The 20,734-nt window shown below is 73.4% G+C and carries 25 protein-coding genes and 1 riboswitch; of the genes, 11 read left to right on the top strand and 14 right to left on the bottom strand.

The features are described from left to right. Window positions 1-178 precede the first annotated feature (178 nt). From ACFY3L_RS04585 to ACFY3L_RS04575, 3 genes are read right to left on the bottom strand one after another with little or no spacing between them, the layout of a single operon-like run. Window positions 179-382, bottom strand: a complete 204-nt coding sequence (locus ACFY3L_RS04585; RefSeq protein WP_389318659.1) for a DUF3072 domain-containing protein — start codon at window positions 380-382, stop codon at window positions 179-181. Window positions 383-433: 51 nt separating this feature from the next. Then, complete coding sequence (locus ACFY3L_RS04580) at window positions 434-1,900, bottom strand: ATP-binding protein (protein ID WP_389318657.1); 1,467 nt, start codon at window positions 1,898-1,900, stop codon at window positions 434-436. Between the two features lies 1 nt (window position 1,901). After that, complete coding sequence (locus ACFY3L_RS04575) at window positions 1,902-2,438, bottom strand: response regulator transcription factor (RefSeq protein ID WP_389318655.1); 537 nt, start codon at window positions 2,436-2,438, stop codon at window positions 1,902-1,904. A gap of 9 nt (window positions 2,439-2,447) precedes the next feature. Here ACFY3L_RS04575 and ACFY3L_RS04570 point away from each other — a divergent pair, with 9 nt between their 5' ends. From ACFY3L_RS04570 to ACFY3L_RS04550, 5 genes are read left to right on the top strand one after another with little or no spacing between them, the layout of a single operon-like run. Next, window positions 2,448-3,287 carry an ABC transporter ATP-binding protein gene (locus tag ACFY3L_RS04570; RefSeq protein WP_389318654.1) on the top strand — a complete coding sequence of 280 codons (840 nt, stop codon included), beginning with the start codon at window positions 2,448-2,450 and terminating at the stop codon, window positions 3,285-3,287. Then, complete coding sequence (locus ACFY3L_RS04565; protein WP_389318652.1) at window positions 3,284-4,153, top strand: ABC transporter permease; 870 nt, start codon at window positions 3,284-3,286, stop codon at window positions 4,151-4,153. Before ACFY3L_RS04570 ends, ACFY3L_RS04565 begins: the two co-directional genes overlap by 4 nt. A gap of 5 nt (window positions 4,154-4,158) precedes the next feature. After that, the gene (locus ACFY3L_RS04560; protein ID WP_389318650.1) at window positions 4,159-4,623 is read left to right on the top strand and encodes a hypothetical protein; all 465 of its coding nucleotides are present in this window, start codon (window positions 4,159-4,161) and stop codon (window positions 4,621-4,623) included. Between the two features lie 42 nt (window positions 4,624-4,665). Beyond that, window positions 4,666-4,971: a hypothetical protein gene (locus tag ACFY3L_RS04555; protein ID WP_389318648.1), complete on the top strand. Its 306-nt coding sequence runs from the start codon at window positions 4,666-4,668 to the stop codon at window positions 4,969-4,971. Continuing rightward, complete coding sequence (locus ACFY3L_RS04550) at window positions 4,950-5,144, top strand: hypothetical protein (protein WP_389318647.1); 195 nt, start codon at window positions 4,950-4,952, stop codon at window positions 5,142-5,144. The genes ACFY3L_RS04555 and ACFY3L_RS04550 overlap by 22 nt, the downstream gene beginning before the upstream one ends. A 236-nt stretch (window positions 5,145-5,380) precedes the next feature. Here ACFY3L_RS04550 and ACFY3L_RS04545 read toward each other — a convergent pair whose 3' ends face one another. Beyond that, on the bottom strand, window positions 5,381-6,103 hold the full coding sequence (locus tag ACFY3L_RS04545) for a nucleotidyltransferase domain-containing protein (RefSeq protein ID WP_389318645.1): 723 nt from the start codon (window positions 6,101-6,103) through the stop codon (window positions 5,381-5,383). 716 nt (window positions 6,104-6,819) lie between these two features. Further along, window positions 6,820-7,368 carry a hypothetical protein gene (locus ACFY3L_RS04540; RefSeq protein WP_389318643.1) on the bottom strand — a complete coding sequence of 183 codons (549 nt, stop codon included), beginning with the start codon at window positions 7,366-7,368 and terminating at the stop codon, window positions 6,820-6,822. 111 nt (window positions 7,369-7,479) lie between these two features. Between ACFY3L_RS04540 and ACFY3L_RS04535 the strand changes: the two genes are divergently transcribed. After that, entirely contained in the window at window positions 7,480-7,773 is a 294-nt protein-coding gene (locus tag ACFY3L_RS04535; RefSeq protein WP_389318641.1) for a hypothetical protein, read from the top strand. On the opposite strand, the gene ACFY3L_RS04530 is transcribed toward ACFY3L_RS04535, so the two are convergent. Next, window positions 7,770-8,708 carry a helix-turn-helix transcriptional regulator gene (locus ACFY3L_RS04530; RefSeq protein WP_389318639.1) on the bottom strand — a complete coding sequence of 313 codons (939 nt, stop codon included), beginning with the start codon at window positions 8,706-8,708 and terminating at the stop codon, window positions 7,770-7,772. The genes ACFY3L_RS04535 and ACFY3L_RS04530 overlap by 4 nt on opposite strands. A gap of 64 nt (window positions 8,709-8,772) precedes the next feature. Here ACFY3L_RS04530 and ACFY3L_RS04525 point away from each other — a divergent pair, with 64 nt between their 5' ends. From ACFY3L_RS04525 to ACFY3L_RS04510, 4 genes are read left to right on the top strand one after another with little or no spacing between them, the layout of a single operon-like run. Then, entirely contained in the window at window positions 8,773-9,630 is an 858-nt protein-coding gene (locus ACFY3L_RS04525) for a DNA-3-methyladenine glycosylase family protein (protein ID WP_389318637.1), read from the top strand. 21 nt (window positions 9,631-9,651) lie between these two features. Further along, window positions 9,652-9,972 carry a PadR family transcriptional regulator gene (locus tag ACFY3L_RS04520; RefSeq protein ID WP_389318635.1) on the top strand — a complete coding sequence of 107 codons (321 nt, stop codon included), beginning with the start codon at window positions 9,652-9,654 and terminating at the stop codon, window positions 9,970-9,972. Then, window positions 9,969-10,910 carry a hypothetical protein gene (locus tag ACFY3L_RS04515; protein ID WP_389318633.1) on the top strand — a complete coding sequence of 314 codons (942 nt, stop codon included), beginning with the start codon at window positions 9,969-9,971 and terminating at the stop codon, window positions 10,908-10,910. Before ACFY3L_RS04520 ends, ACFY3L_RS04515 begins: the two co-directional genes overlap by 4 nt. Next, entirely contained in the window at window positions 10,904-11,119 is a 216-nt protein-coding gene (locus tag ACFY3L_RS04510; RefSeq protein ID WP_389318632.1) for a zinc-ribbon domain-containing protein, read from the top strand. The genes ACFY3L_RS04515 and ACFY3L_RS04510 overlap by 7 nt, the downstream gene beginning before the upstream one ends. Window positions 11,120-11,853: 734 nt before the next feature. Here the strand turns inward: ACFY3L_RS04510 and ACFY3L_RS04505 are convergent. From ACFY3L_RS04505 to ACFY3L_RS04490, 4 genes are all read right to left on the bottom strand, one after another. Beyond that, window positions 11,854-12,585, bottom strand: coding sequence for a CbtA family protein (locus tag ACFY3L_RS04505; protein ID WP_389318630.1), 732 nt, complete (start codon window positions 12,583-12,585; stop codon window positions 11,854-11,856). Window positions 12,586-12,599: 14 nt separating this feature from the next. Next, on the bottom strand, window positions 12,600-12,815 hold the full coding sequence (locus tag ACFY3L_RS04500) for a CbtB domain-containing protein (protein ID WP_344505090.1): 216 nt from the start codon (window positions 12,813-12,815) through the stop codon (window positions 12,600-12,602). A 36-nt stretch (window positions 12,816-12,851) separates the two neighbouring features. Next, window positions 12,852-12,983: riboswitch (cobalamin riboswitch) on the bottom strand. 79 nt (window positions 12,984-13,062) lie between these two features. Next, entirely contained in the window at window positions 13,063-14,109 is a 1,047-nt protein-coding gene (locus tag ACFY3L_RS04495) for a hypothetical protein (protein WP_389318628.1), read from the bottom strand. A gap of 229 nt (window positions 14,110-14,338) precedes the next feature. After that, on the bottom strand, window positions 14,339-14,938 hold the full coding sequence (locus ACFY3L_RS04490; protein ID WP_389318627.1) for a hypothetical protein: 600 nt from the start codon (window positions 14,936-14,938) through the stop codon (window positions 14,339-14,341). 72 nt (window positions 14,939-15,010) lie between these two features. Here ACFY3L_RS04490 and ACFY3L_RS04485 point away from each other — a divergent pair, with 72 nt between their 5' ends. Continuing rightward, window positions 15,011-15,415 carry a hypothetical protein gene (locus ACFY3L_RS04485; RefSeq protein ID WP_389318625.1) on the top strand — a complete coding sequence of 135 codons (405 nt, stop codon included), beginning with the start codon at window positions 15,011-15,013 and terminating at the stop codon, window positions 15,413-15,415. Here ACFY3L_RS04485 and ACFY3L_RS04480 read toward each other — a convergent pair. The 4 genes from ACFY3L_RS04480 to ACFY3L_RS04465 all read right to left on the bottom strand — a co-directional run bounded on the left by ACFY3L_RS04480 (window position 15,394) and on the right by ACFY3L_RS04465 (window position 20,733). Then, a complete protein-coding gene (locus ACFY3L_RS04480; RefSeq protein WP_389318623.1) occupies window positions 15,394-16,056 on the bottom strand; it encodes a hypothetical protein in 663 nt (220 codons plus the stop codon). The two genes, ACFY3L_RS04485 and ACFY3L_RS04480, sit on opposite strands and share 22 nt — an antisense overlap. 270 nt (window positions 16,057-16,326) lie before the next feature. Beyond that, window positions 16,327-16,659: an ArsR/SmtB family transcription factor gene (locus ACFY3L_RS04475; RefSeq protein WP_389318621.1), complete on the bottom strand. Its 333-nt coding sequence runs from the start codon at window positions 16,657-16,659 to the stop codon at window positions 16,327-16,329. After that, window positions 16,646-17,083 (bottom strand): SRPBCC domain-containing protein, encoded by a 438-nt coding sequence (locus tag ACFY3L_RS04470; protein ID WP_389318619.1) that lies wholly within the window; start codon window positions 17,081-17,083, stop codon window positions 16,646-16,648. The genes ACFY3L_RS04475 and ACFY3L_RS04470 overlap by 14 nt, the downstream gene beginning before the upstream one ends. Window positions 17,084-17,256: 173 nt before the next feature. Next, complete coding sequence (locus tag ACFY3L_RS04465) at window positions 17,257-20,733, bottom strand: discoidin domain-containing protein (RefSeq protein ID WP_389318617.1); 3,477 nt, start codon at window positions 20,731-20,733, stop codon at window positions 17,257-17,259. Between the last annotated feature and the right edge of the window lies 1 nt (window position 20,734).

Genomic DNA, 20,734 nt, shown 5'->3' with positions numbered 1-20,734 from the left:
CCGCCACCTGCCGGTGTGCGCGGCCTGGGTGCGGATCGTCGTGCTGATCTTTCCGCCGGTGTTCGTGTTCACGTAGCCGGCCAGTCGGTCAAGCTCCGGCGCACGGGCTTGCGGTGAGGGCGGCACCGGCAGCCACCGGGCCGCCCTCGCCGGCCGCTGACAAACGACAGGGACGCGCTCAGCTGCGGCCGGGTCCGCCGCGGCCGGTGGCGTCCTGAAGCTCCTCGATCAGCTGCGACGCCTCGGCCTTCGTGAGGTCGGCGGGCGCGTCCTCGCCGGCCTCGCGTGCGAGCGTGTTCAGGTACGACTCCTGCGGCCCCGTCATCGGCTCGTCGCCGGTCACCCAGTCCGCGGGGTCCTTCTCGGGATTGCGATCGGTCACGACATTACTCCTCTCGAACACCCGTTCCATACCCACGTCAGGCGACCCGAATCATGATCGCCAGGAGGTGTGCACGCCCGGCTCCGGTGTCGCGGGGAGCAGCACGGTGATCGTGGTGCCGGTGCCGGGGTGGGTGCACGGGACCGGGGTGGGCTGCGGGTGGTGGTGGGTGGCGCCGGAGCACCACCACAGCCGGCCGCCGTGCGCGGAGACGATGGCGTCGACGAGGGACAGGCCGAGGCCGGTGCCGGGGGTGGTGCGGGCGGCGTCGGCACGGGCGAAGCGCTCCGCGGCGTGGGGCAGGAAGTCGGCGGGCATGCCTGGGCCGGTGTCGTGGACGGTGAGCCGCGCCCAGCCGCCGGCCGTGGAGGTGGCGACGGTGATCGGTGTCGCGCCGTGGCGCACGGCGTTGTCGAGCAGGTTGGTGAGGATCCGCTCGACGCGGCCCGGGTCGATGCGGACGGGCGGCGCGGGGTTGAGGCCGGTGCGCACCGCGGCGTCGGTGAGGCCGGCGGCGTTGCGGTACCGCTGCACGATCGGCGCGACCGTGAGGGCGAGGTCTGTCGGCGGGGTGCCCGCCGCGGGCGCGGGCTGGACGCCGACGGCCAGGAGAGTGTCGGCGAGGGTGATGAGCCCGGCGGTGTCCGCTGCGGCGGCGCGCAGCGCCTCCTCCAGCTCGGCGGCGGGGCGCGGCCGCCGGAGAGCGAGCTCAAGCTCGGCGGCGAGCAGGGTGAGCGGCGTGCGCAGCTCGTGGCTGGCGTCGCTGACGAAGCGCCGCTCCCGCTCCAGGGCGGCGTCCAGCGCGGTGAGCATGTCGTTGAGGGTGCGACCGAGGCGGGTGAGCTCGTCGTCGCCGGCCGGGACGTCCAGGCGGACACCGGTGGCGCCGCCGGTGATGCGGGCGGCCTGGGCCCGGTACCGCTCGACCGGGTCGAGCGCGGCCCGCGCGAGCCGGTAGCCGACGAACGAGGCGACGGCCAGGGCCGCGAGATTCGCGAGCGCGAGCTGGGCGATGAGCTCCCGGAGGGCCTCGTCGCGCTGGTCCCGGCGCACGGCGACCACCACGACGGCCGGCTGCCCGGCCGGCAGCGCCGCGTCCGTGGACAGCGGGGTGGCCAGGACGCGCAGCGGTTCGCGGCTGATCGGCAGCAGCGTGCCGTGATCGGTGCGGACCGGCCCGCGCCGCGCGGCCGCGACCTGCCCACCGGTGAGCAGCGGCCGTCCGGCCAGGCCGGGGCTGGCCTGCAGGACGGTGCCGGCAGGGTCGAGGATCTCGTAGAGGCCGCCGGAGACGACCGCGGGGTTGCGCGGGCCGAGCGTGCCGTCGTGCAGGGCGGCCGCGACCGCGGTGCTCTCGGCGGCGAGGTCGGCGTCGAGGCCCCGGTCCAGGGCGTACTGCACCCGCAGGTACACGAACGCGCCCGCCCCGGTGAGCACCACCAGCATGGCCGCCGCGAACCCGGCGATGAGCCGGACCCGCAGCGGCAGCCGCCGCCACCGCACCGCCCCGGGCGCCATCTCAGCCGCCGTCCTGGCGCAGCCGGTAGCCGGCGCCGCGCAAGGTCTCGATGGCGTGCCGCCCGAACGGCTTGTCGACCTTGCCGCGCAGGGTGGCGATGTACACGTCGATGACGTTGGACCGCAGGTCGGCCTCGCCGTCCCACACCTCGTCGAGGATCTGGAACCGCGTGACGCACTGCCCGGCCCGCGCCATGAGCAGCGCGAGGATGTCGAACTCCCGGGCCGACATCTCGACCTCGGTGCCGCCGCGCGTGACCCGCCGGGTGGCGGGGTCGAGGGTGAGGTCACCGGCCGTGAGCGTGGCCGCGACCGCGTCGGCGGCACGCCGGTGCAGGGCCCGCAGCCGGGCGAGGAGCTCGTCGAACGAGAACGGTTTGGTGAGGTAGTCGTCGGCGCCGGCGTCGAGGCCGGCCACCCGGTCGGGCACCTCACCGCGGGCGGTGAGCATCAGCACCGGCACCCGGTGCCCGGCCTGCCGCAGCCGCCGGCAGACCGCGACGCCGTCCAGGCCGGGCAGCATCACGTCGAGGACCACGGCGTCGAAGTGGCCGCCGGCCGCGGCGAGCAGCCCGTCCGGGCCGGTGAACCGGGTCTCGGTGTCGTGGCCGGCCGCTCCTGGCCCCGCGACGGGGTGCGGACCCTGGACGGGGTGGCCGGCTTCATCGAAAGCCCGAGGCTGTACCCGGGCCTGTCCGGACGGCGTAACCTGCAGCTCCTCGCGGGCCTCGACGGCCTGGACGGCGCCGCCGCGACCCGGCGGGTCGACGAGGTCCTCGACACCGTCGACCTGCTCGGCCGGGACCGGGAGAAGGTCCGCGGCTACTCCTTCGGCATGCGCCAGCGCCTCGGCGTTGCCGCCGCCCTGCTCCGCGCGCCCCGGCTGCTGGTCCTCGACGAGCCCGCCAACGGCCTCGATCCCGCCGGCATCCGCGACATGCGCGCCCTCGTCAAACGCCTCGCCGGAAGCGGCATGACGGTCCTGCTGTCCAGCCACGACATGGCCGAGGTCGAGCAGATCTGTGACGACGTCACCATCATGCGCGCCGGCCAGGTCGTCTACCACGGCTCCATCGCCGGCCTGCGCGACCAGGCGCCGGCCCCGGCGCACCGGCTGACGACCACCGACGACGACCGCGCCGCAGCCCTCGCGAGCGCTCGCGGCCTGGCGGTCGAGCCGGCCGCCGGCGGCCTCGCGGTCCGCGGCGACGAGCACGCGCTCGACGCGCTCGTCGCCGACCTCGTCGGCGCCGGGATCGGGCTGCGCGGCCTGGCCATGTCCGAGACGCCCCTGGAGGCGCTGTTCTTCATGCTCACCGAGCACGCACCCGACGCGCCCACCGCCGGCCTGAGCCGCGCCGCCGCCATCTCCGGAGCCCGCCGATGACCCCCACCGCCGCCATCGCGACGCACGCCGCCGGCCACCATGCGCGGGCCCGCCGGCCCGGCGTCCTGACCGTGCTGCGCTGGGAGGTCGCGAAGCTCGCCGCGCAGGCCCGCGCCCGGTACCTTCTGCTGGGCTGCCTGGTCGTCCCGCCGGTCGTCGTGGCCGTGTTCACCGGCCAGCAGCCGCCGACGGACACCATCTACGGCCGGCACATCCACGCGAGCGGCTTCGCCGACGCGCTGCTCATCCTCGCCTTCGCCCACCAGTGGCTGCTGCCGCTGATGGCCTCGCTGGTCGCCGGGGACATCTTCGCCGGCGAGGACGGCCACGGCACCTGGAAGACCATCCTGACCCGCTCGGCGAGCCGCGGCCAGATCTTCGCCGCCAAGACGCTCGCCGCCGCCGGGTTCAACCTCCTCGCGCTGCTCGTCCTCGCGGCCAGCACGATCGCGGGGAGCCTGCTCATCGTCGGCACCCAGCCGCTGCCCGGGCTGTCCGGCCAGCTCATCCCGGCCGGGACCGCGCTGCCCCTGGTCGCCGCCGCCTGGGGGACGGCGATCGCGCCGCTGCTCGGCTTCACCGCGCTGGCCCTGCTGCTGTCGGTACTGACGCGGAACCCCACCGCCGGGGTCGCCGCGCCGGTCGTGCTCGGCTTCGCCATGCAGCTGCTGTCCACGCTCGGCGGCCTCGACCTGGCCCGGCGGCTGCTGCTCACCACGGGCTTCGAGGCCTGGCACGGCCTGTTCACACAGCAGCGGTTCACCGGCCCGATCGTGCAGGCCGGAGCGGTCGCCGCCGGCTGGGCAGCCGTGTGCCTGCTCATCGGCCACCTGGCGCTGCGCCGCCGCGACATCACCGGAGGCTGACCGCAATGATCCGTATCCGCTCCCGCTTCGCCGCCCCGGCCGCCGCCGTGCTCGCCGTCGCCGCGGTGTTCGCGGCCACCGCCGGCCGCGGCGGCGAGGACATCACCAAGGCCCGCCTCGAACGCGCGATCGCCCCGACGTTCGCCAACCTGTACGTCCAGCGCTCCGCGATCCTCGGCAAGACCGGCGTCACCGCCGCATCGACCGACGCGCACGCCGCCTGCGACCGCGGCGGCCCGAAGGTGCCCGACGCCGGGCCCGGCGCCAACTGGATTTGCATGATCACGTTCACCGACGACGCCGGCCAGCGCCAGGAGGGCAAGTTCGAGGTCACGGCCAACGCCGACGCCACCTACGTCGCCGGCGGCCCGTCCAAGCTGGTCGGCCTGGCCACCATCACCGACACCCGCGGCAACGACGTGACCAACCCGGCGTTCGAGTTCGACGGCGCGTTCGACCCCGACAGCTGACCGGCGCCTTCCCGGACGGGTGGAGCCCTACAACCTCGTGCCATGGCGGCGGCCGGGGCGACCGGCGGGGCTTCGACGTTCGAGCGGTTCGCGCGCCGCATGTACGAGCAGGCGCCCGACGGCAGGCACACAGCGGTCCTGTCGGCCGCCATCGCGCGCGACGGCCACGGCGGCGAAGGGGTCCGCTACTTCGGTGCGGACGGCACCGGCATCCACCAGCCGTCGATGACCCACCGGACGGACGGGCCGGCGGAGGCGGCCCTCGGCTCCCGCTGCCTCCCGACCTGCGCGCCCCGTACGGCGCCGCGGGCGGCGGCGGCGACGTCATGGACGGCCTGCGGTGGCTGACGCCGGCGGAACTCGGCAACGCCGACCTCACCTCGGCGTCGGTGCCGGGCGCCTGGGCGACCGGCTGGGACCGGGTCGTGTTCGACGCCGAACGGTTCGACACGGTACGCCGCGCCACGGGCCGCCCCGGCTGGATCCCGCCGCCCTCGCGAGCAACGGCACGACCACGCTGACCATCGCACCCATCCGGATCGGCTCACCCGGCCCTGCGGACCCTCACCCTGTGGCCCGGCGCGCCGCCCAGTCACGCTGGCCCCGCTGGGCGACGCGCCGAACCTGCACTGGCCGGCGCCGCCACCGTCACTGACCTGAAGACCGTCGCCGGGCCGACCAGCCATTGCTACCAGGAGCCGTCGTTCGCCACCACAGCGTCGGCGGAGGCCTCTCGACAGGCCCTGCTGGAGGACGGCTACCCGGCGGTGGTGGTGTTGGTGGTGCGGCGGGTGTCCCGCCAGGCGTGCCAGGCCGCCCGGAGCCGGGGCGACGCGACGACGTCCCCGCGGCGACGGGCCCGCACCTGCCCGGCCAGCCACGCCGGCGCCGCCACCCGCTCCACCGCCAGGGTCTTCGTCAACAGCTCACCGGTCCGCACCGCGTGCCGCCCCCGCGCCATCGACGTCAGCCCCAGGTCGACCATGTCTCGTTGCAGAAAGATCCACGGCCGCCGCGACGCCCACGACCAGTAGCCGAGCAGCTCCGCACGGGCTGCCTCCCGTACGTCGTCCCCGGTCACCGCGGGAAACAACGCCTGCGGCGCCCGCCCGAACACGGCGAACCCGTGAAGCGCCAGTTCGGCCCTGGACACCAGCGACAGGATGCGCTGCACCAGCATCCCGTGCGTCCACGTCGGGTGCTGGACGGCGACGTCCTCGCGCCGGCCGCTGTCGACGTAGGCACAACCGAGATCAAGTCCCGCGGCCACCGTGGCATCCAGGCGCCGGTGCAGCTCCGTCAGCTGGGCCTGCCGCTCGTCATCGACGGGCCCGTCAGCGACTGCGACGAGGTCGAGGTCGCTGACCCCTGCCACGTAGTCACCCGTCGCCAGCGACCCGCCGACCAGCAGTTCAGTGACCCACCCGAGCGCCCGCAACTCCTCCGCGAACGCCGCCAGCGCTACGTCGTGATCGACCATGCCGCAGGCCCTCTCGAAGCCGACACGCCCCGAGCCTCCCACATCGCCATGCTCATCGCCGCCCCCGGCCCGCCGCTCGTGCTCACCGTGCCGCGACCACCATGATCGAAGGACAGTGGTGGCTGCCACCACGACCGGATCCGTCCTTCGATCTTTGCCGACGGCACGCCCGCCACGCGCAGAGGCCAGCGGGCCACCGGACGCCGCGCGGCGCGCTCCGCAGTCAGGGAGGCGTGAGCGGTAGCGGGGTGAGTGCGTCGAGTGCTCACGAGCGATCCGCATCGGCCGGAACTCGTGCGCGATGGCGACGTGACGCCTCGTGCCTGAGACAACGTCCGGCTGGCTGCCGGAGACAACACCCGGCGGCGACGCCCGCCATCCGGGTAGCAGTGCCGCCCCGGCCTCCAGCGGCGGCGCCGCCCGGGTTCAGCGGCGGCGCCGCTCGGAACGCTGCCCGGAATGGGTGGGTATCGTCCGCTCAGCAGGCAAGACAACAGCCCCGCGCAGGGGCTGCTCCGCGCGGGGCGCTGCCCGAATCGGGGGCTGTCAGGAATGCGCCCCGGCCGTGCGGCGCCCCGGCCGTGCGGCGCCCCGGCCGTGCGGCGCCCCGGCCGTGCGGCGCCCCGGCCGTGCGGCGCCCCGGCCGTGCGGCGCCCCGGCCGGGGCCAGCGGTGGCGCCGCGCGGCGGAGCCGGACCAGGTCGGAGGAGGGGACCGTCAGGCGTCCAGGGCGGGGCAGTACTTCGTGGCCTCGGCGGCGGCCTTGTCCATCTCGGCCTGGAAGGCGTCGCTCTCCAGGTTGTCGGACTCGAGGACCTTCGAGAAGGCCTTCACGAAGTTCTGCAGGGCGGCCTTCGCCTGCGGGTCGGCGGCCTTGTCGAGCTCGGCGTTGACCGAGGCGGTCAGCCGGTCGAAGACCACCTTGCCCTTCGACTTCGCGGTGGCCATCGCGGCCGCGTCGTCCTTGGCGGCGGCGGTGAGCAGCTCGGTGAGGACGGTGACGACCGCTTCCTTCTCCTTGTCGTACGCCGCGACGACCCCCTTGCACACAGCCTCCGTGTTGGCCTTCAGGTCGACGGACTGTGACGGCGCGGCCGCGGCGGTGGTGGCGCCGGTGGAACCCGCGGCGGCGGAGCCTGCGGCGGCCGAAGCGGCGGCGGCCGTCGAGCCCTGGCCGGCGGGCGAGGGCTCCTCGGAGGAGCAGGCAGCGGTCAGGGCGACCGCCGTGGACAGGGCCAGGGCAAGGATGGCGCGGCGCAACTGCATGGTGGGTCGTGCTCCCCAGTGAGGTGACAAAGCGAGCAGAGCATAGAGGCGACCTCTGACATTTTTCCGCTCGAGATGAGACTCACCACAGCGGCGCGTAGGCTCCCGCCCGTGACCATCGACATCACCCCAGAAGCAGCGACCGCCGACACATACACCGACGTCGAGGACCTCGCCGACGACACCAGCGAGGAGACCGCCGAGGAGCCGAGCGACGGCCCGTCGGTCATCTACACCACGTACTTCACGGCGGCCGAGGACCTCGTCGAGCGCATCCGGGCAGCGGAGGTGCTCAACCTCGGCTTCCGCGTCGAGTCCTACCTCGCCGCGTCCGAGGACGGGGCGGACGCGGGCCAGATCGAGTACGAGTTCACGCTGCTGAGCGAGCTGCCGGTCCAGGACTAAGGGTCGGAGTACAGCGCAACGACGGCCTGCGCGGCGGTCCGCATCGCGGTGCGGACCGCCGGCGGGTCCACCACCGTCAGCTGCGCGCCGAAGCCGAGCAGACTGCCGACCGCGTGCGGCACGCCGGCGAACGCGAGCCGCAGCAGCTCCGGCGAGTCCGCGGGGGAGGGGGTCAGGTGGCGGGCGAGCACCCGGCGCACCAGCGCGACCGCGGCCGGCGACACCGACACCAGCACCTCCAGCGGGCGAGGGCGCGCCTCGACCCGGTCGCGCAGCCGGGCCCAGGCCGCGTCCAGGTCGAAGCCCGCGGGCAGCACCGCCGGTGAGGGCAGCACCGTGCACGCGTGCACGCGCGACACCCGTACCAGCGCCGGCTCCGACGTGACCAGGTACCAGATGCCCGCCTTCGCCACCAGGCCGGCGGGGATCACTGACCGCTGCGAGCGGGCGCCGTCGCTGTCCTGGTAGTCCAGCGACAGGCAGCGCCCGCGGAGCAGGCCGTCGTGGATCGCGGGCAGCAGCGGCACCGCCTCGCCGGAGCGCATCCACGGGTCGACGTCGACGATCACGTGCCGGCGGCCCTGGGCCAGGCCGCCGCGCAGCGCCTGCCCACCGGCCCCGATGATCTTCTCGATGGCGGTGTCGAGGGCGTCGCCGAGGCCCAGCTCACCGGCGAGGCGTGACTGCCCGACCGCCAGTCCGGTGCCCTCCGCGGCGTTCAGGTGCGCGAGGCCCGTCCGGTACGTCGGCAGCATGCGGATCCCTCCGCCGCGCCCGCGCTCCGCGTACACCGGAATCCCCGCGGAACTGAGCGCCGCGACGTCGCGCAGGACGGTGCGCACGGACACGCCGAGCCGCGCGGCCAGCTCCGGCGCCGCAGAGGACGGGCGGGCCTGCAGCAGCAGGACCAGGGACAACAGCCGATCGGCGCGCACCGCCCGAGAATATCCGCCGAAACATGACAACATGTGTCCGGTTCAAGGGCGCAACCTCAGCGGCATGCACGCAGACATCACCGGCCCCTACGAGCTGGCCAGGCAGAACCAGTACTTCGGCGGATGGACCCAGCCGGTCGGCGACGACCGCACGATCGTCATGGCGTTCCCCGTCGAGGGCTGGACCCACTCCGCCGCCGTGCTCCTGCGGCAGACGGCACCCGACAGGGTCGAGGGCGAGGTGCGGGGGCCCGAGCAGGCGTGGCGGCAGGCGCTCGTCGTGCTGTCCCTGGACGTCGACGGCAGCGGCTACCCGCAGGTCGGCGAGCGCGACCCGGTCATCGGCGCCCTGCAGCGGCAGCACGCCCACCTGCGCCCCGTGCTCTTCCACTCACCCTACGAGGCCGCCTGCGCGTTCATCATCGCCCACCGGATGCGCATCGAGCAGGGCCGCGCGATCCGGCAGCGGATGGCGCGCGAGCACGGCGAGGCGTTCGAGATCGGCGGCGTCACCGTGCACGCGTTCCCGTCGCCGCAGCGGCTGCTGCGCATCACCGAGGTCCCGGGCATCGACGGCGAGAAGCTGCGGCGGCTGCACGGCGTCGCGGCGGCGGCCCTCGACGGGCTGCTCGACCGGGCCAGGCTGCGCAGCCTCCCCGTCCGGCAGGCGCTCGCCGACGTGCGGCGGCTGCGCGGCGTCGGCGACTTCTTCGCCACGGCGATCGTGATGCGCGGCGCGGGGCTCGTGGACGCGCTGCCGGGCGACGAGATGACCCTGTCCGGGATGCGTCGCCGGTACGACCTGCCGGCCGCCCCGACCGACGAGGACCTGGCCCGCGTGACGGATGCCTGGAGGCCGTACCGGATGTGGTGCTCCGTCCTGATCCACGCCGCCGAACGGCGGGCCCGCGCGGCCGCTTGACTACATAGGTAGAGTTAGCTCGTGCAGCGAGCCAGGCGCCCATCCCCACAGACCGCGGCGGTGCTGCGCGCGCTGGCCGCGGACCCCGCCCAGTGGCGGTATGGCTACGAGCTCGGCCAGGAGGTCGGGCTCAAAGCCGGCTCCCTCTACCCGATCCTCATCAGGCTCTCCGACCGTGGCCTGCTCGAGGCGTCCTGGGAGAGCGACCCGCCGCACGGACGGCCGCCGCGCCACCTGTACCGGCTGACCGGCGCGGGCGTGACGGCCGCCGCTTCGCTCGAACCGGCGCCCTCCACGGCGCCCGTCCGGCCTGCCCGGACCGAGCCGAGGGCCGCCTGGTGAGCACCGCCCTGCTCGCGATCGTCGTGCGGCTGCTGCCCGCGTCCCGCCGCGACTGGGGCCGCGCCATGCTGGCCGAGTCCGCCGCGATCCCGCCCGGCCCCGACCGGCGCGGCCACGCCCTCGGGTGCGCGGCCGCCGTCCTCCGCCAGCCGGCGGTGCTGCGGACGCTCGCCCACCCGCTCGCGGCGGTCACCGTCCTCGCCGGGGTGCTGCGGTGGTCGGCCGGCATCGCGTACCAGCCGCTGCGGTGGGGCGTCGTCGGCGTCATCGCGCTGCTGCTCGCCGTCGCCCTGGCGGCCCGCGCGCTCGGCCCGGTCGCCGCCGGCCGGACCGCCCGCGCCGTCCGGGCCGGTGGCTGCCTGCTGGTCGCCGCGATGACCGCGATGTTCGCCGCCGCCGCGGGCCACCACGGCCCACCCGACGAGCAGGCCCGCACCGTCGTGCCGGTCTTCGCGGTGCTCCTGACCAGCTACCTGATCGGGTTCCTCGCCCTGACCGCCGCCCGCACCGCCGTCACCGGCCGCGCCCTGTCCGCCGGCGTCGCCGCCGCGTGCGCCGCCGCCGGGGTCTGGCTGGCGCTGCAGGTCGCGTTCCCGCCGCTGCCCACCAACCTCGGCGGCGCCCTGTTCACGATCGGCTGCGGCGTCGCCGCCACCCTCCTCGCCCGCGGCGGCGTCCTCGCGGCCCTGTCCGTCGGCGTGCTCGCCCCGCTGCTGGTGTTCAGCGGTGTCGTGCTGCTGTCGGTGTACGGCCCGCCCCGTCTCATCCCCGACCTCGTCCCGGCCGCCCTGACCCCCGCGGACGACCTCGCGAACAGCCGCATCGAGGTCCAGGACCCATACGTGGCGATGCTCTTCCTCGCCTGCCTGTCCGCCCTCACCCTCACGGCCGCCGCCGTCACGACCCGACGCCGCGCCGCTACGATGGCCGTGTGCTGATCTTCGGCTGGGGCTGGCGCGCGACCCACCTGCGCACCCTGACCCTGCGCTGCCCTCACTGCGGCAACACCGCCGCCCACCCGCTCTACAAGCGCGTCCTGAAGCTGTCGCTGTTCTTCATCCCGCTGATCCCGCTGCGGGTGAAGCACACCGTCCAGTGCACCGCCTGCGGCACCTCCCGCGACGTGGACCCCGGCAACATCCACTGAAGCCCAGCCGGCCACGGACCCGTCGGTGCTCTGCCGGCACCGCCGACGCATCGATCACGACCAGGAATTCTTTACCGATTGCCAGCAATCCGGCAATCGGTAACCAGGCACGCACCGCGAAGGTCGCCCATGCATGCGGCCGCTGAGGGCGGGGGCGTGCGGCTGGTTTGGGAAGGACCAGCGATCGGTGGTGGGGTGGGTCACGCGAGGGCTGCCCTTGCGCACGGCCGCTGAACGGCGGCGTGGCGGCCTGGTTCGTGGGCTACCGGCAACTGGCGACCGGAAGTCGGCAATCGGGTGTGCACCAGCGACGGCCGTGGTCGGGCGTGCGCCGCGCCGAGGTGGAGCGGCTCATCGACGGGGCCGGCACGCGGCCGCGGGAGTGCGCCGCCGCCGAGGGCTGACCAGAGAGCCGCTGCCGCCGCGGACGGGCGTATCCGCGAGCGGGCTGTCGCGGCCCGAGGCCGGGAGGCGCCGCCCAGCGCCGGGCCTACCGCTGTCCCGCGAAGGTTGCTTCAAGGTGGCCGTCGACCGGTTGATCGGGGCGTCGGCGACGGAGGATCCGCGCGCACACCGGAAGCCGCCGCGAAACGGGTGAGGCGGCGGCGTCGCAGTGGCCCGCTGACAGGAGCCGGTGCGGGTCATCCTCGGCGAAGGGAGAGCTGACGCCGCGGGCCTGGGAAACGGTGAAGGCGACGGAACACCGCTCCGCCGCCTTCAAGGAACCGAATCGGTCAGACAGCCACCGGGTGCGCGTCCGACACGACCGGGCGCTGGCTGCGCTCGGTGAGGTAGCCGAACAGCAGGCCGAGCGTGGCCCAGGTGACCGCCTGGGTGCCGAGCGACGCGAGCCGGAACCGCCACAGCAGCACCGGGGAGAACCCGTCGGGCACCTCGTTGACCGCCGGCAGCAGGGCGATCGCGACCCCCACGACGGCCGCGGCGCCGACGACCGCGAGGGTCGTCGCGTTCCACGTGCCGAAGCGCGGCTGCAGCGACCGGCTGACGACGATCGCGCCGAGCACGGCGGCGACCCCGATGACGATCATCAGGAAGTACAGGCCGGTCCGCTGCTGCAGGGTGTCCGCGTTGCCGGTCGCGGGCGGGTTGGCCGGGTACTTCAGGAACGGCACGAGCGCCACCCCGACGAACCCGGCGAGGGCGACGACAGCGGCCGTGGCGCGGGCGCTGAGCCGGCCGATGCGCCCGATCGTGACCGCGACCGCGATGGCGAACAGGCCGCCGAGCGCGACGCCGTACACGACCGACGCGGTGGCCAGGCCGAGCGTGCTCTGCACGGTCCGGCTGACCGGCCCGTGCTCATGGTCGGCGGCGTGGGCCTCCTCGAACGCGATCGCGTCGTTGATCGGGCCCTCGCCGAACAGGTAGGCGAACAGGAACGCGGCCACACCGGCGACCAGGCCGGTGATCATGCCGCGGACCAGGAGCGTCCGCGCATTCAACATGCTGGCGCCCCGGCTCAGTGGCAGGGGAAGCCGAGCAGGTGCCGGCCGTCGTGGACGAACTCGTGCACCGTCGAACCCGACACGACCGAGGTGATGCCCTGCTCGGCGCCGACGAAGTACAGCAGCACGACGGCGAGCACGACGCCGAACGTGGCCCACGGCAGGATCTGCCGCAGCGGGATCGGGGCCGGTGCGGTGGCCGGGGTGGGAAGAGCCGAGATCGATGCCATGATGCAGCCTCCTGCGGGATTTCGCGTCCCATCGAGCGTTGTCGTGACCGTGCCCGGGTCTGACTCCCACCTGCGTGGTTACAGCGGCGCGACCGTGCCGGGCTTGCACCGGCTTCCGTTCACTGTCACGTGTACGTTTCGGACGGTACGGACGGCGTACCAGCGTGTCAATCGAACGGCCGATTCGGGCACGAGAATCGCGCGCCGCGCCGCTGGTCAGCGTGGCCGGCGGCCGGCGCAAGGGTGATCAAGTTCTCGGTGGGGTGAGGGCGGCGAGATCGGTACCCACCTTGTGCAGGCCGTCGAGCCGCCGGTCGAGGGACGCGCCGGTCGGGCTGAGGAACTCGGCGTACTTCGCCCGGATGAGCCTGCCGTTCGCCGTGAACGCCCACGGGTAGTGCTTGTCCGCGGCGGCAGCGACCTGCGGACCGTGATCCGCCCAGTGCTGACCGGTGGCGCCGGTCAGCCGCGCGCCGGCCGAGTTCCTCGGCTGCACCGAGAGGCTCGGCACCTCACCCGGCAGGGCGAGCACGAGCGCCGTGTGCCGGCGGTCCTTCTCGACGAAGTCGAACACGTGGAACGCCCGGTCGCGGAACGTGCCGGTGACGACGGCGCCCGCGGCCGGCTGCAACTGCGACCAGCCGAGCCGCAGCGCCAGGACCGGGTCGGACCGCTCGAACGTGTAGCCGCGCCGCTTCGCCCACCGCTTCCGGCCGATGCGCGTCCGCAGCGACGACACGACCCCGGCGCCGGCGAACAGGCAGAACAGCGTGCCGACCCCGCCCGTGATCCAGGAGCCGGTGCCACCGGAGGTGAACGCCACGCCCCACGCGATCGCCGCGATCACGCCGGCGACGACGAAGATGAAGCATCGGGTCTGGTAGGGGGCGATCACCGCCAGCGGCTCGTCGGCGCCGAACCGGACCACCTCGACCAGCGACAGCACGAAGAACAGCAGGGCGAGCCCGCCGAGCAGCAGCGCCGCGGACCCGAGGATCCGCCACGCCCGGTCCTGCCCGGCGATCGCCTCCGGGGAGTTCTCCTTCGCGTACCGGTCGACCATCTGCTGGTAGGTGCCGCCATCGTCACGGGTGCCGCCGTAGACCAGGCACGTGTCGAGCGGCCGCATCGTCTTGCCGTCGCAGGTCGGCGTGTAGTCCGCGATGCGCTGCGCCGACTCCTGCTGCCGCTGCGCGGCGGTGCTCGTGCCGGCCGCCACCATCTGCCATCCGGCGAGCAGGAGGACGCCCGCCAGGACGATCCGGACGAGTAGCCCCATGTGCCGTCGCTTCACGCCGCATTTATAGCAGCCGATGCCTTGCCGCTGCTGCCCCGTGACCCGGGATGCCGCGTGGACGCCCGTGGGTGGTGCTTGTCGGCGGCGGCGCCGTCCTGCGAGCCGGCGCGGCTGCCGCGTGCGCGTGCTCGGCCCGACCGTCGCCATCCGCCGCCGACCGGCAGCAGGCATCCGGACGAGACGTCGCGCCGGATGCGCGGCGGCCTCCGCCTGGTGGCGGCCGGCCCTATCCGGCGAGCGCGGCCACGAGCGCGTCGGCGCGGCCTGTGCCGAACACGCCGGTGAGCAGCGCCAGCTGTGACAGGTCGGCGAAGTCGACGACGACCCGGCCGCGCTGGAGGAACCTGCCGTCGCGCCGGGCCCGCAGGACCGCGGTGCGCGGCACTGCCGCCCGCAGCCGGAAGCCGCGCAGGTCGTCGTCCATGTCGGCGAGGACCAGCCGCCGGTCCGTGACGACACAGTGGACCATCGACGCGTCCCCGATGCTCCGGTCCAGCTGCACCGCGCACGAGTCGGCGGGCCCGGTGACCGCATACCCGCCGATCGCCTTGTCGACCTCGACCCGGATGACCGAGTCGGCGCCGACGAGCACCGCGACGACCCGCTCCCACGCCTGCTCCGGCTCGGCGTCCGGCGTGTCCCGCAGGGCCGCCACCGCCGCGTCCCGCACCTCGGCCGGGGCGCCGGCCACCAGCTGCTCCAGCTCGTGCCGCGAGCGCCGCGGCCGCTCGCCGCCGAACGCCGTCCGGCAGTGGACGGCGGCCCGCAGCTCCTCCCCGCCGGCCAGCTTCTCCAGCTCCGCATGGTGCAGCCGCAGCGCGTCCATGCCGGCAGGATAGCTCGCGGGTGAGCGGCGCCGAGCGCTGCCGGGATCGACGGGCCGCGATAATGTCGGTCCGTGGGCGTGATGATGGACTACTTCGCCGCGACCGAGCAGGAGCTGGCGGCGCTGGACCTCGAGCTGGGTCCGGCCGGCAACGACTGGCCGTACGTCGACTGCAAAGGCTGGATCCTCGAGGTCGAGGAGTTCGCCGCGGAGATCGACGGGCGGGACCCGAGCGAGTTCGGCCGGGACGAGCCGCTGCGCCGGGCCGACGACCCGGAGTTCCTGGGGCCGTGGACGGTGCGGATCAACGCGGAGCTCGTCGACACCCTCACCCGGCTGGAGGAGGGGCAGATCCGTGGCTACGCGGACCGGTACCTGCTGGAGGACTGGGAGGCCGCGCGGCTCGTCGCGCTCGCCGGGCTGGCCAGGTCCGCGGTCGCGCAGGGACGCTCGCTCTACTCCTGGTCGTCGGCGTAGCCGGACACGAGCTGGTCGTCCGCGCGGCCGGACCCGAGCTGGTCCGTGCGGCCGGACCCGAGCTGGCCGTCCGCGCGGCCGGACACGCCGGACACGCCCGGCGCGCCGGACACCAGCAGGGTCCACAGCTGCTCGCGGACCTTCGGCGGCAGCCGGTGGCCGAGCTCCTTGCGCCGCACCAGCACGAACCCGTTCGGGTCGCGCGGGCGCCCGGTGCACACGAACTCGATCGCCTGCACGGCGAGCGCCGGCTCCGGCCACGTGCCGTCGGGTGCGGCCTGGATGGCGGCGACGGCCGCCGCGGCCCGCGAGTCGACGTCGTCGATCAGCGCGTACTCGGCCCCGTCGGCGGGCCAGCGCTGCGCACGCAGGTCAATGTCGCGGAAGTCCACGTCGACGAGCTCGGCGTCGGTGAAGTCATTGCCGCGCCATTCGTTGCGGCTGCGGCCAGGGGTGCCGGCCATGGCGCCGGTGGCGCCGTTGAATACGGTGTGCCACACCCGGCCGCGGAACACGCATTCCACGAACTCCGCGCATTCGGTGTTAAGCTCCCGGATCCGGGCGTTGTCGAACAGGCAGCGCTCGAAGCGCACGTCGCCGAGGTACGTGTTGCCCAGCGGGAACCTCGTGCGCCGGAACACGCAGTCGACGAATCGCGTCTGGCTCTGATGGCCGACGCTGAACGTTTCAAAGGAAGTTTCCGAGAAGTTACATCGAAGAAAAGTTCCGCCATAGGCACCGAACGTGTCGAACGAACGGCCCGAGAAGTCAACATCGGCCAATTCCACGTGACGGTGTTCCACCCGTAGCAGATCCACGTCTGGACGTTACCAGTCACCCGCACGCATGGCCGGGGACGATTCCGACCCAAGCCGTTCGGTGCCGAATGTGGTCTTTGTCCGGTGGGGCGCTCAGTCGTCGAGCCGGTCGCGCAGGGCCAGGAGCGGCCCGTCCCAGTCCCGCGCCAGGGCGGCGAGGAACTGCTGGGCCACCTTCATCGACGCCGAGTCGAGGCGGAACCGGACCCGCCGCCGCTCGCCCGGCTCGGCGACCACCAGCCCCGCCTCGGCCAGCAGGCCCAGGTGCTTGGCGATCGCCTGCCGGGTGATCGGCAGCTGCCCGGCGAGCTGGGTGGCGGTGGCCGGCCCCCCGGCCGCGAGCGCGGCGAGGATCCCCCGCCGGCTCGGGTCGGCCAGGGCGACGAAGACCTCCTGTGCCACCGCCTCCGGATCAGGCCTGTCCATCGAGGTACGCGACGAGCTCGCCGAGCTCGCTGGTCCAGCCCTTGGTGTTGCCGGTGTACGCGGTGTTGTGCACGGTCTCGTCCGGCACCTGCGCGAAGCCGCTCTCGACCATCGTCAACGTGGTGCCGTCCGCGGTGGGCGTGAGCGTGAACTCCACCTGGTTGCGGCGCGGATCGTCCTGGGGCAGGCCGTAGATGGGCCAGGTGTAGGCGAAGACGTGCGGCGGGTCGACGCGCGTGATCGTGAGGGTGGCGGTGTCGCCGCTGTCCCAGATGAGCCTGGCCGTGCCGCCGACGCGCAGGTCGACCTCGGCCCGGTTGCCGAACCAGGTGCCGAGGCCCTCGGCGGTCGTCAGCGCCGCCCACACCTTCTCCGGCGGGTGGGCCAGCCGCAGGGTGCGCTCGATCCGGTCGGGGAATGTCATGTCCGCCTCCATGTAGCAACCACTCAGTTGCGTCAAACGTATAGCAATCACATGGTTGCGTCAACCGGACCGTACGTTCTACCACCGCGCCGCCGCGGCGGGCCGCGCGGTGGTGTTCACGGCGACATGAGAAGGGGGCGGCACCGGGCCGCCCCCTTCGTGCATGAGCGGGGTCAGGCGATGGGCTCGACCCAGATGTTGCGGTAGAACAGGTTCGCGCCGGGGTCGCCGTGGTCCTGCAGGCGGATCTTGCCGGCGGACGGGCCCTCGGCGGCGCCGTTGCCGGTCGGCCCGTCGATCGCCACGTTGTTGTGCACGGTCACGCCGTTCCACACCACCGTGACCCGGGCGTTCTCCGTCTTCGTGCCCGACGCGCCGAACCGGGCCGCGCGGAACGTGACGTCGTACGTCTGCCACGTCTGCGGGGCGGTCGCGGCGTTGCTGGTCGGCGCGATCTTGTTGTAGATCGACGCACACTCGTCGATGCCGATGCTCGGGTCACCGAACGAGTCGAGCACCTGCAGCTCGTAGCGGTCCTGCAGGTAGATGCCGCTGTTGGCGCGCTGCTGCCCGGTCACCTCGGGCGGCAGCGCGGGCAGCCAGAACTCGACGTGCAGCCGGAAGTCGCCGAAGCTCTCCTTACTGCGGATGTCGCCGCCGAGCACCTCGACCCCGCCGTTGCCCAGCGGCCACGTCACCGCGGCGCCGCCGGAGCCCTCGAAGTTGTTCATGTTCGAGCCGTCGAACAGCACCACCCGGCCGGGGTTGGCGCCGCCGGACGCGTACGCCTCGAACTCGTAGATCCGTGCGGCGCCGTTGCCGTCGCTGGCCGGGGTCGTGATGTTCAGCCGGAGGTACCGCGCCTGCACGGCGGTGAAGTCGTGCGTCGTGGAGCCGAGGGTGTTGCCGGTGACCGTCGCGACCGTGGTCCACGCGGTGCCGTTGGTGCTCACCTGCAGGTTGAAGTCGCGGGTGTTCCAGGCGCCGTTCTCGCCGCCGGCGCCGGCGTGCTTGAGCACGATCCGGCCGACGCTCTGGTTCGCGCCGAGGTCGACCTGCAGCCACTTCGTGGCGCCGAGCGAGCACCACTTGTCGGCGTTGCCGCCGTTCACGCTGCCGTTGACCGCCTTGTCCGCGGCCTCCGTCGTCGCGCACGAGCTGTCGGCCGTGGCGGCCTTGCCCAGCGCCAGGTTCCCGGTCACCGGCGGTGCCGTGCCGCCGTACGCCTCCAGCTCGTAGATCCGTGCCGCGGCGTTGCCGTCGCTGGCCGGGGTGGTGACGTTGAGCCGGATGTAGCGTGCCTGCGTCGCGGCGAAGGTGTGCGTGGTGGTGCTCGCGGTGTTGCCGGTGACGGTCGCGACCGTGGTCCACGCCGTGCCGTTGGTGCTCACCTGGACGTTGAAGTCGCGGGTGTTCCACGCCGTGTTCTCGCCGCCGGTACCGGCGTGCTGCAGCACGACTTTGTTGACGCTCTGGTTCGCGCCGAGGTCGACCTGCAGCCACTTCGTGGCGCCCTGCGAGCACCACTTGTCGAGGTTGCCGTTGGTGGTGGTGCCGTTGACGGCCCGCTGCGGGTTCTCCGACGTGCCGCAGGAGCTGTCGGCGGTGGCTGCCTTGCCCAGCGCGAGGTTGACCGGCGGGACCTGGCCGGGGATCGCGTTGAGCGTGTACCAGACCTCGGTGCTCCACAGCGACTGGCCGTTGGCGGCGGCGAACGGCTTCGGCGAGCGGATGTGCACGACGCGACCGGCCTTCAGCCCGTTGACGACCAGGGTGACCTTCTTGCCGTCGGCGGACAGCGTCGCCGAGGAGACCGTCAGGGTCTCCTCGTCGATCTTCGGGCCGCCGTAGGCGGCGGTCGGCACGTAGCGCCACTGCTTCACCCGGTACTTGCCGGCCAGGGCGGTGGCGGTGGCGGCCGACAGGGGCTGCGTGTACTCGAGCTCGAACCCGTTCGGCGTGGCCCGGGTGGCGAGGATGTCGAAGACGTTGTTGCCGTTCGGGGTCAGCTTCTGCAGGCCGTACAGCAGCTTGCCGGACTGCCCCCAGTTGCCGCCGGCGCCGAGACCGCCGACGTAGACCGCGCCGTCCGGGCCGACGTTGACCTCGGAGACGCCGGCCTCGAGGCCCTGGGTGAGCCGGAACAGGGCGCCCTGGTACTCGCCGTTGACCTTCTCCACGTAGGCGCGCTGCAGGCCGCCGTACGTGACGTCACCGATGAGGAACTGCCCGGCGTACAGGCCGCTCTGCATCAGCATCGGGGTGCTGGGGGAGTTGCCGATCTCGTTCTGCGGCAGCCACAGCACCGGCTGGCTGATCGGCGCGTTGTCGAAGGGGCCCTGCGGGTTGAGGAAGTGGTTGTAGAAGCGGCCCTGCTTGATCTGCAGCAGCTTCGACGCGGGCTGGTAGCCGCCCTGGTTGTCGGTGACGAAGATGCTGTTCTCCGGCCCCCAGCCGATGCCGTGCGGCGTGCGCAGCCCGCCCGCGACGTAGGTGACCTGGCCGTTGCTGGCGTTGATCTTGATCGTGGTGCCGCGGTTGGCGATGCCCTGCGGGTTCGTCGTCGCGCCGCCGTAGTCGATGGACACCGACAGGTTCACGTAGAAGAAGCCGTCCTGGTACAGCAGGCCGAACGCGAACTCGTGGAAGTTGCCGTCGTACGGCCAGGTCGCGACGGTCTGGTACTGGTCGGCGACCTCGTCGCCGGTGGTGTCGACGAGCCGGGTGAGCCGCGCCTTCTCCGACACGTACACGACGCCGTCGACGACCTTCAGGCCCATCGGCTCCTTGAGGTTGCTGCCGATGCGCTTCGTGGTGACGTTGCCCGGCGAGGTCGCCCCGCCCGTGTTGCCGAGGATCCAGACCTCGCCCGCCTGGGAGGTGCCGGACTGGTCGTTGCCGCCCCAGGTCGAGATGACCATGCGCCCGTCGGGCAGCCAGTCCATGCCGGTGACCTTCGGCTCGAACCCGCTGGGCCGCAGGTTCGTCAGCGTGAAGTTCGGGTGGACCGAGGTCAGCGGCAGGCCGTCGCCGGGGGAGTCGCCGGCCGTCTCGCACTCCTTGCGCCCGGGCGCGGTGACCCGCACGACCCCGGCGTCGGTGCTGAGCACCGAGTTCGGCACGGTCACGAACGACGACGAGCCCGGCGTCTGCCACTGCAGCGTGAGCTGCTGCCCGCCGCCGGCCTCGAAGAAGTCGATCCGCAGGGAGTGGTAGCCGGTGCCCAGCTGGACGGCGCCGTCCTTGGCGGTCGCGCCGTGCAGCCCGTCGTGGTTGGTGACAACGTTGTCATCGACCACGAGACGCGAGCCGTCGTCGCTGATCAGCCGGAACGTGTAGTTGCCGGCCGTGGCGATGTTGATGTTGCCGATGACCTGCGTGAGGAAGTTGTCCTCCAGGCCGAACTGGGCCGAGGTGGTCCAGTCGACGGTCGGCATGAGCTTGTCGACGTTCGGCGTCTGCGCGGCCTTCAGCGTGCAGAGGTTGCTCAGCGGCGTCTGCAGGTCGAAGGTGCGCATCGTGACGCCGGGCTCCTGTGGCGGCGGCGCGGCGGCGGCGCCGGCCGAGGGCAGGACCAGCGCCGTGGCGACGAGGGTGGAGGCGAGCGCACCCATGATCGGGATGCGCATGCGCCGGGGCGGGACGGGCACG

The sequence above is a fragment of the Dactylosporangium sp. NPDC000521 genome, assembly GCF_042898305.1.
GTDB lineage: Bacteria > Actinomycetota > Actinomycetes > Mycobacteriales > Micromonosporaceae > Dactylosporangium.
Note: the sequence above shows the minus strand (reverse complement) of the source record. Positions and strands in the feature narration are given on the sequence as shown.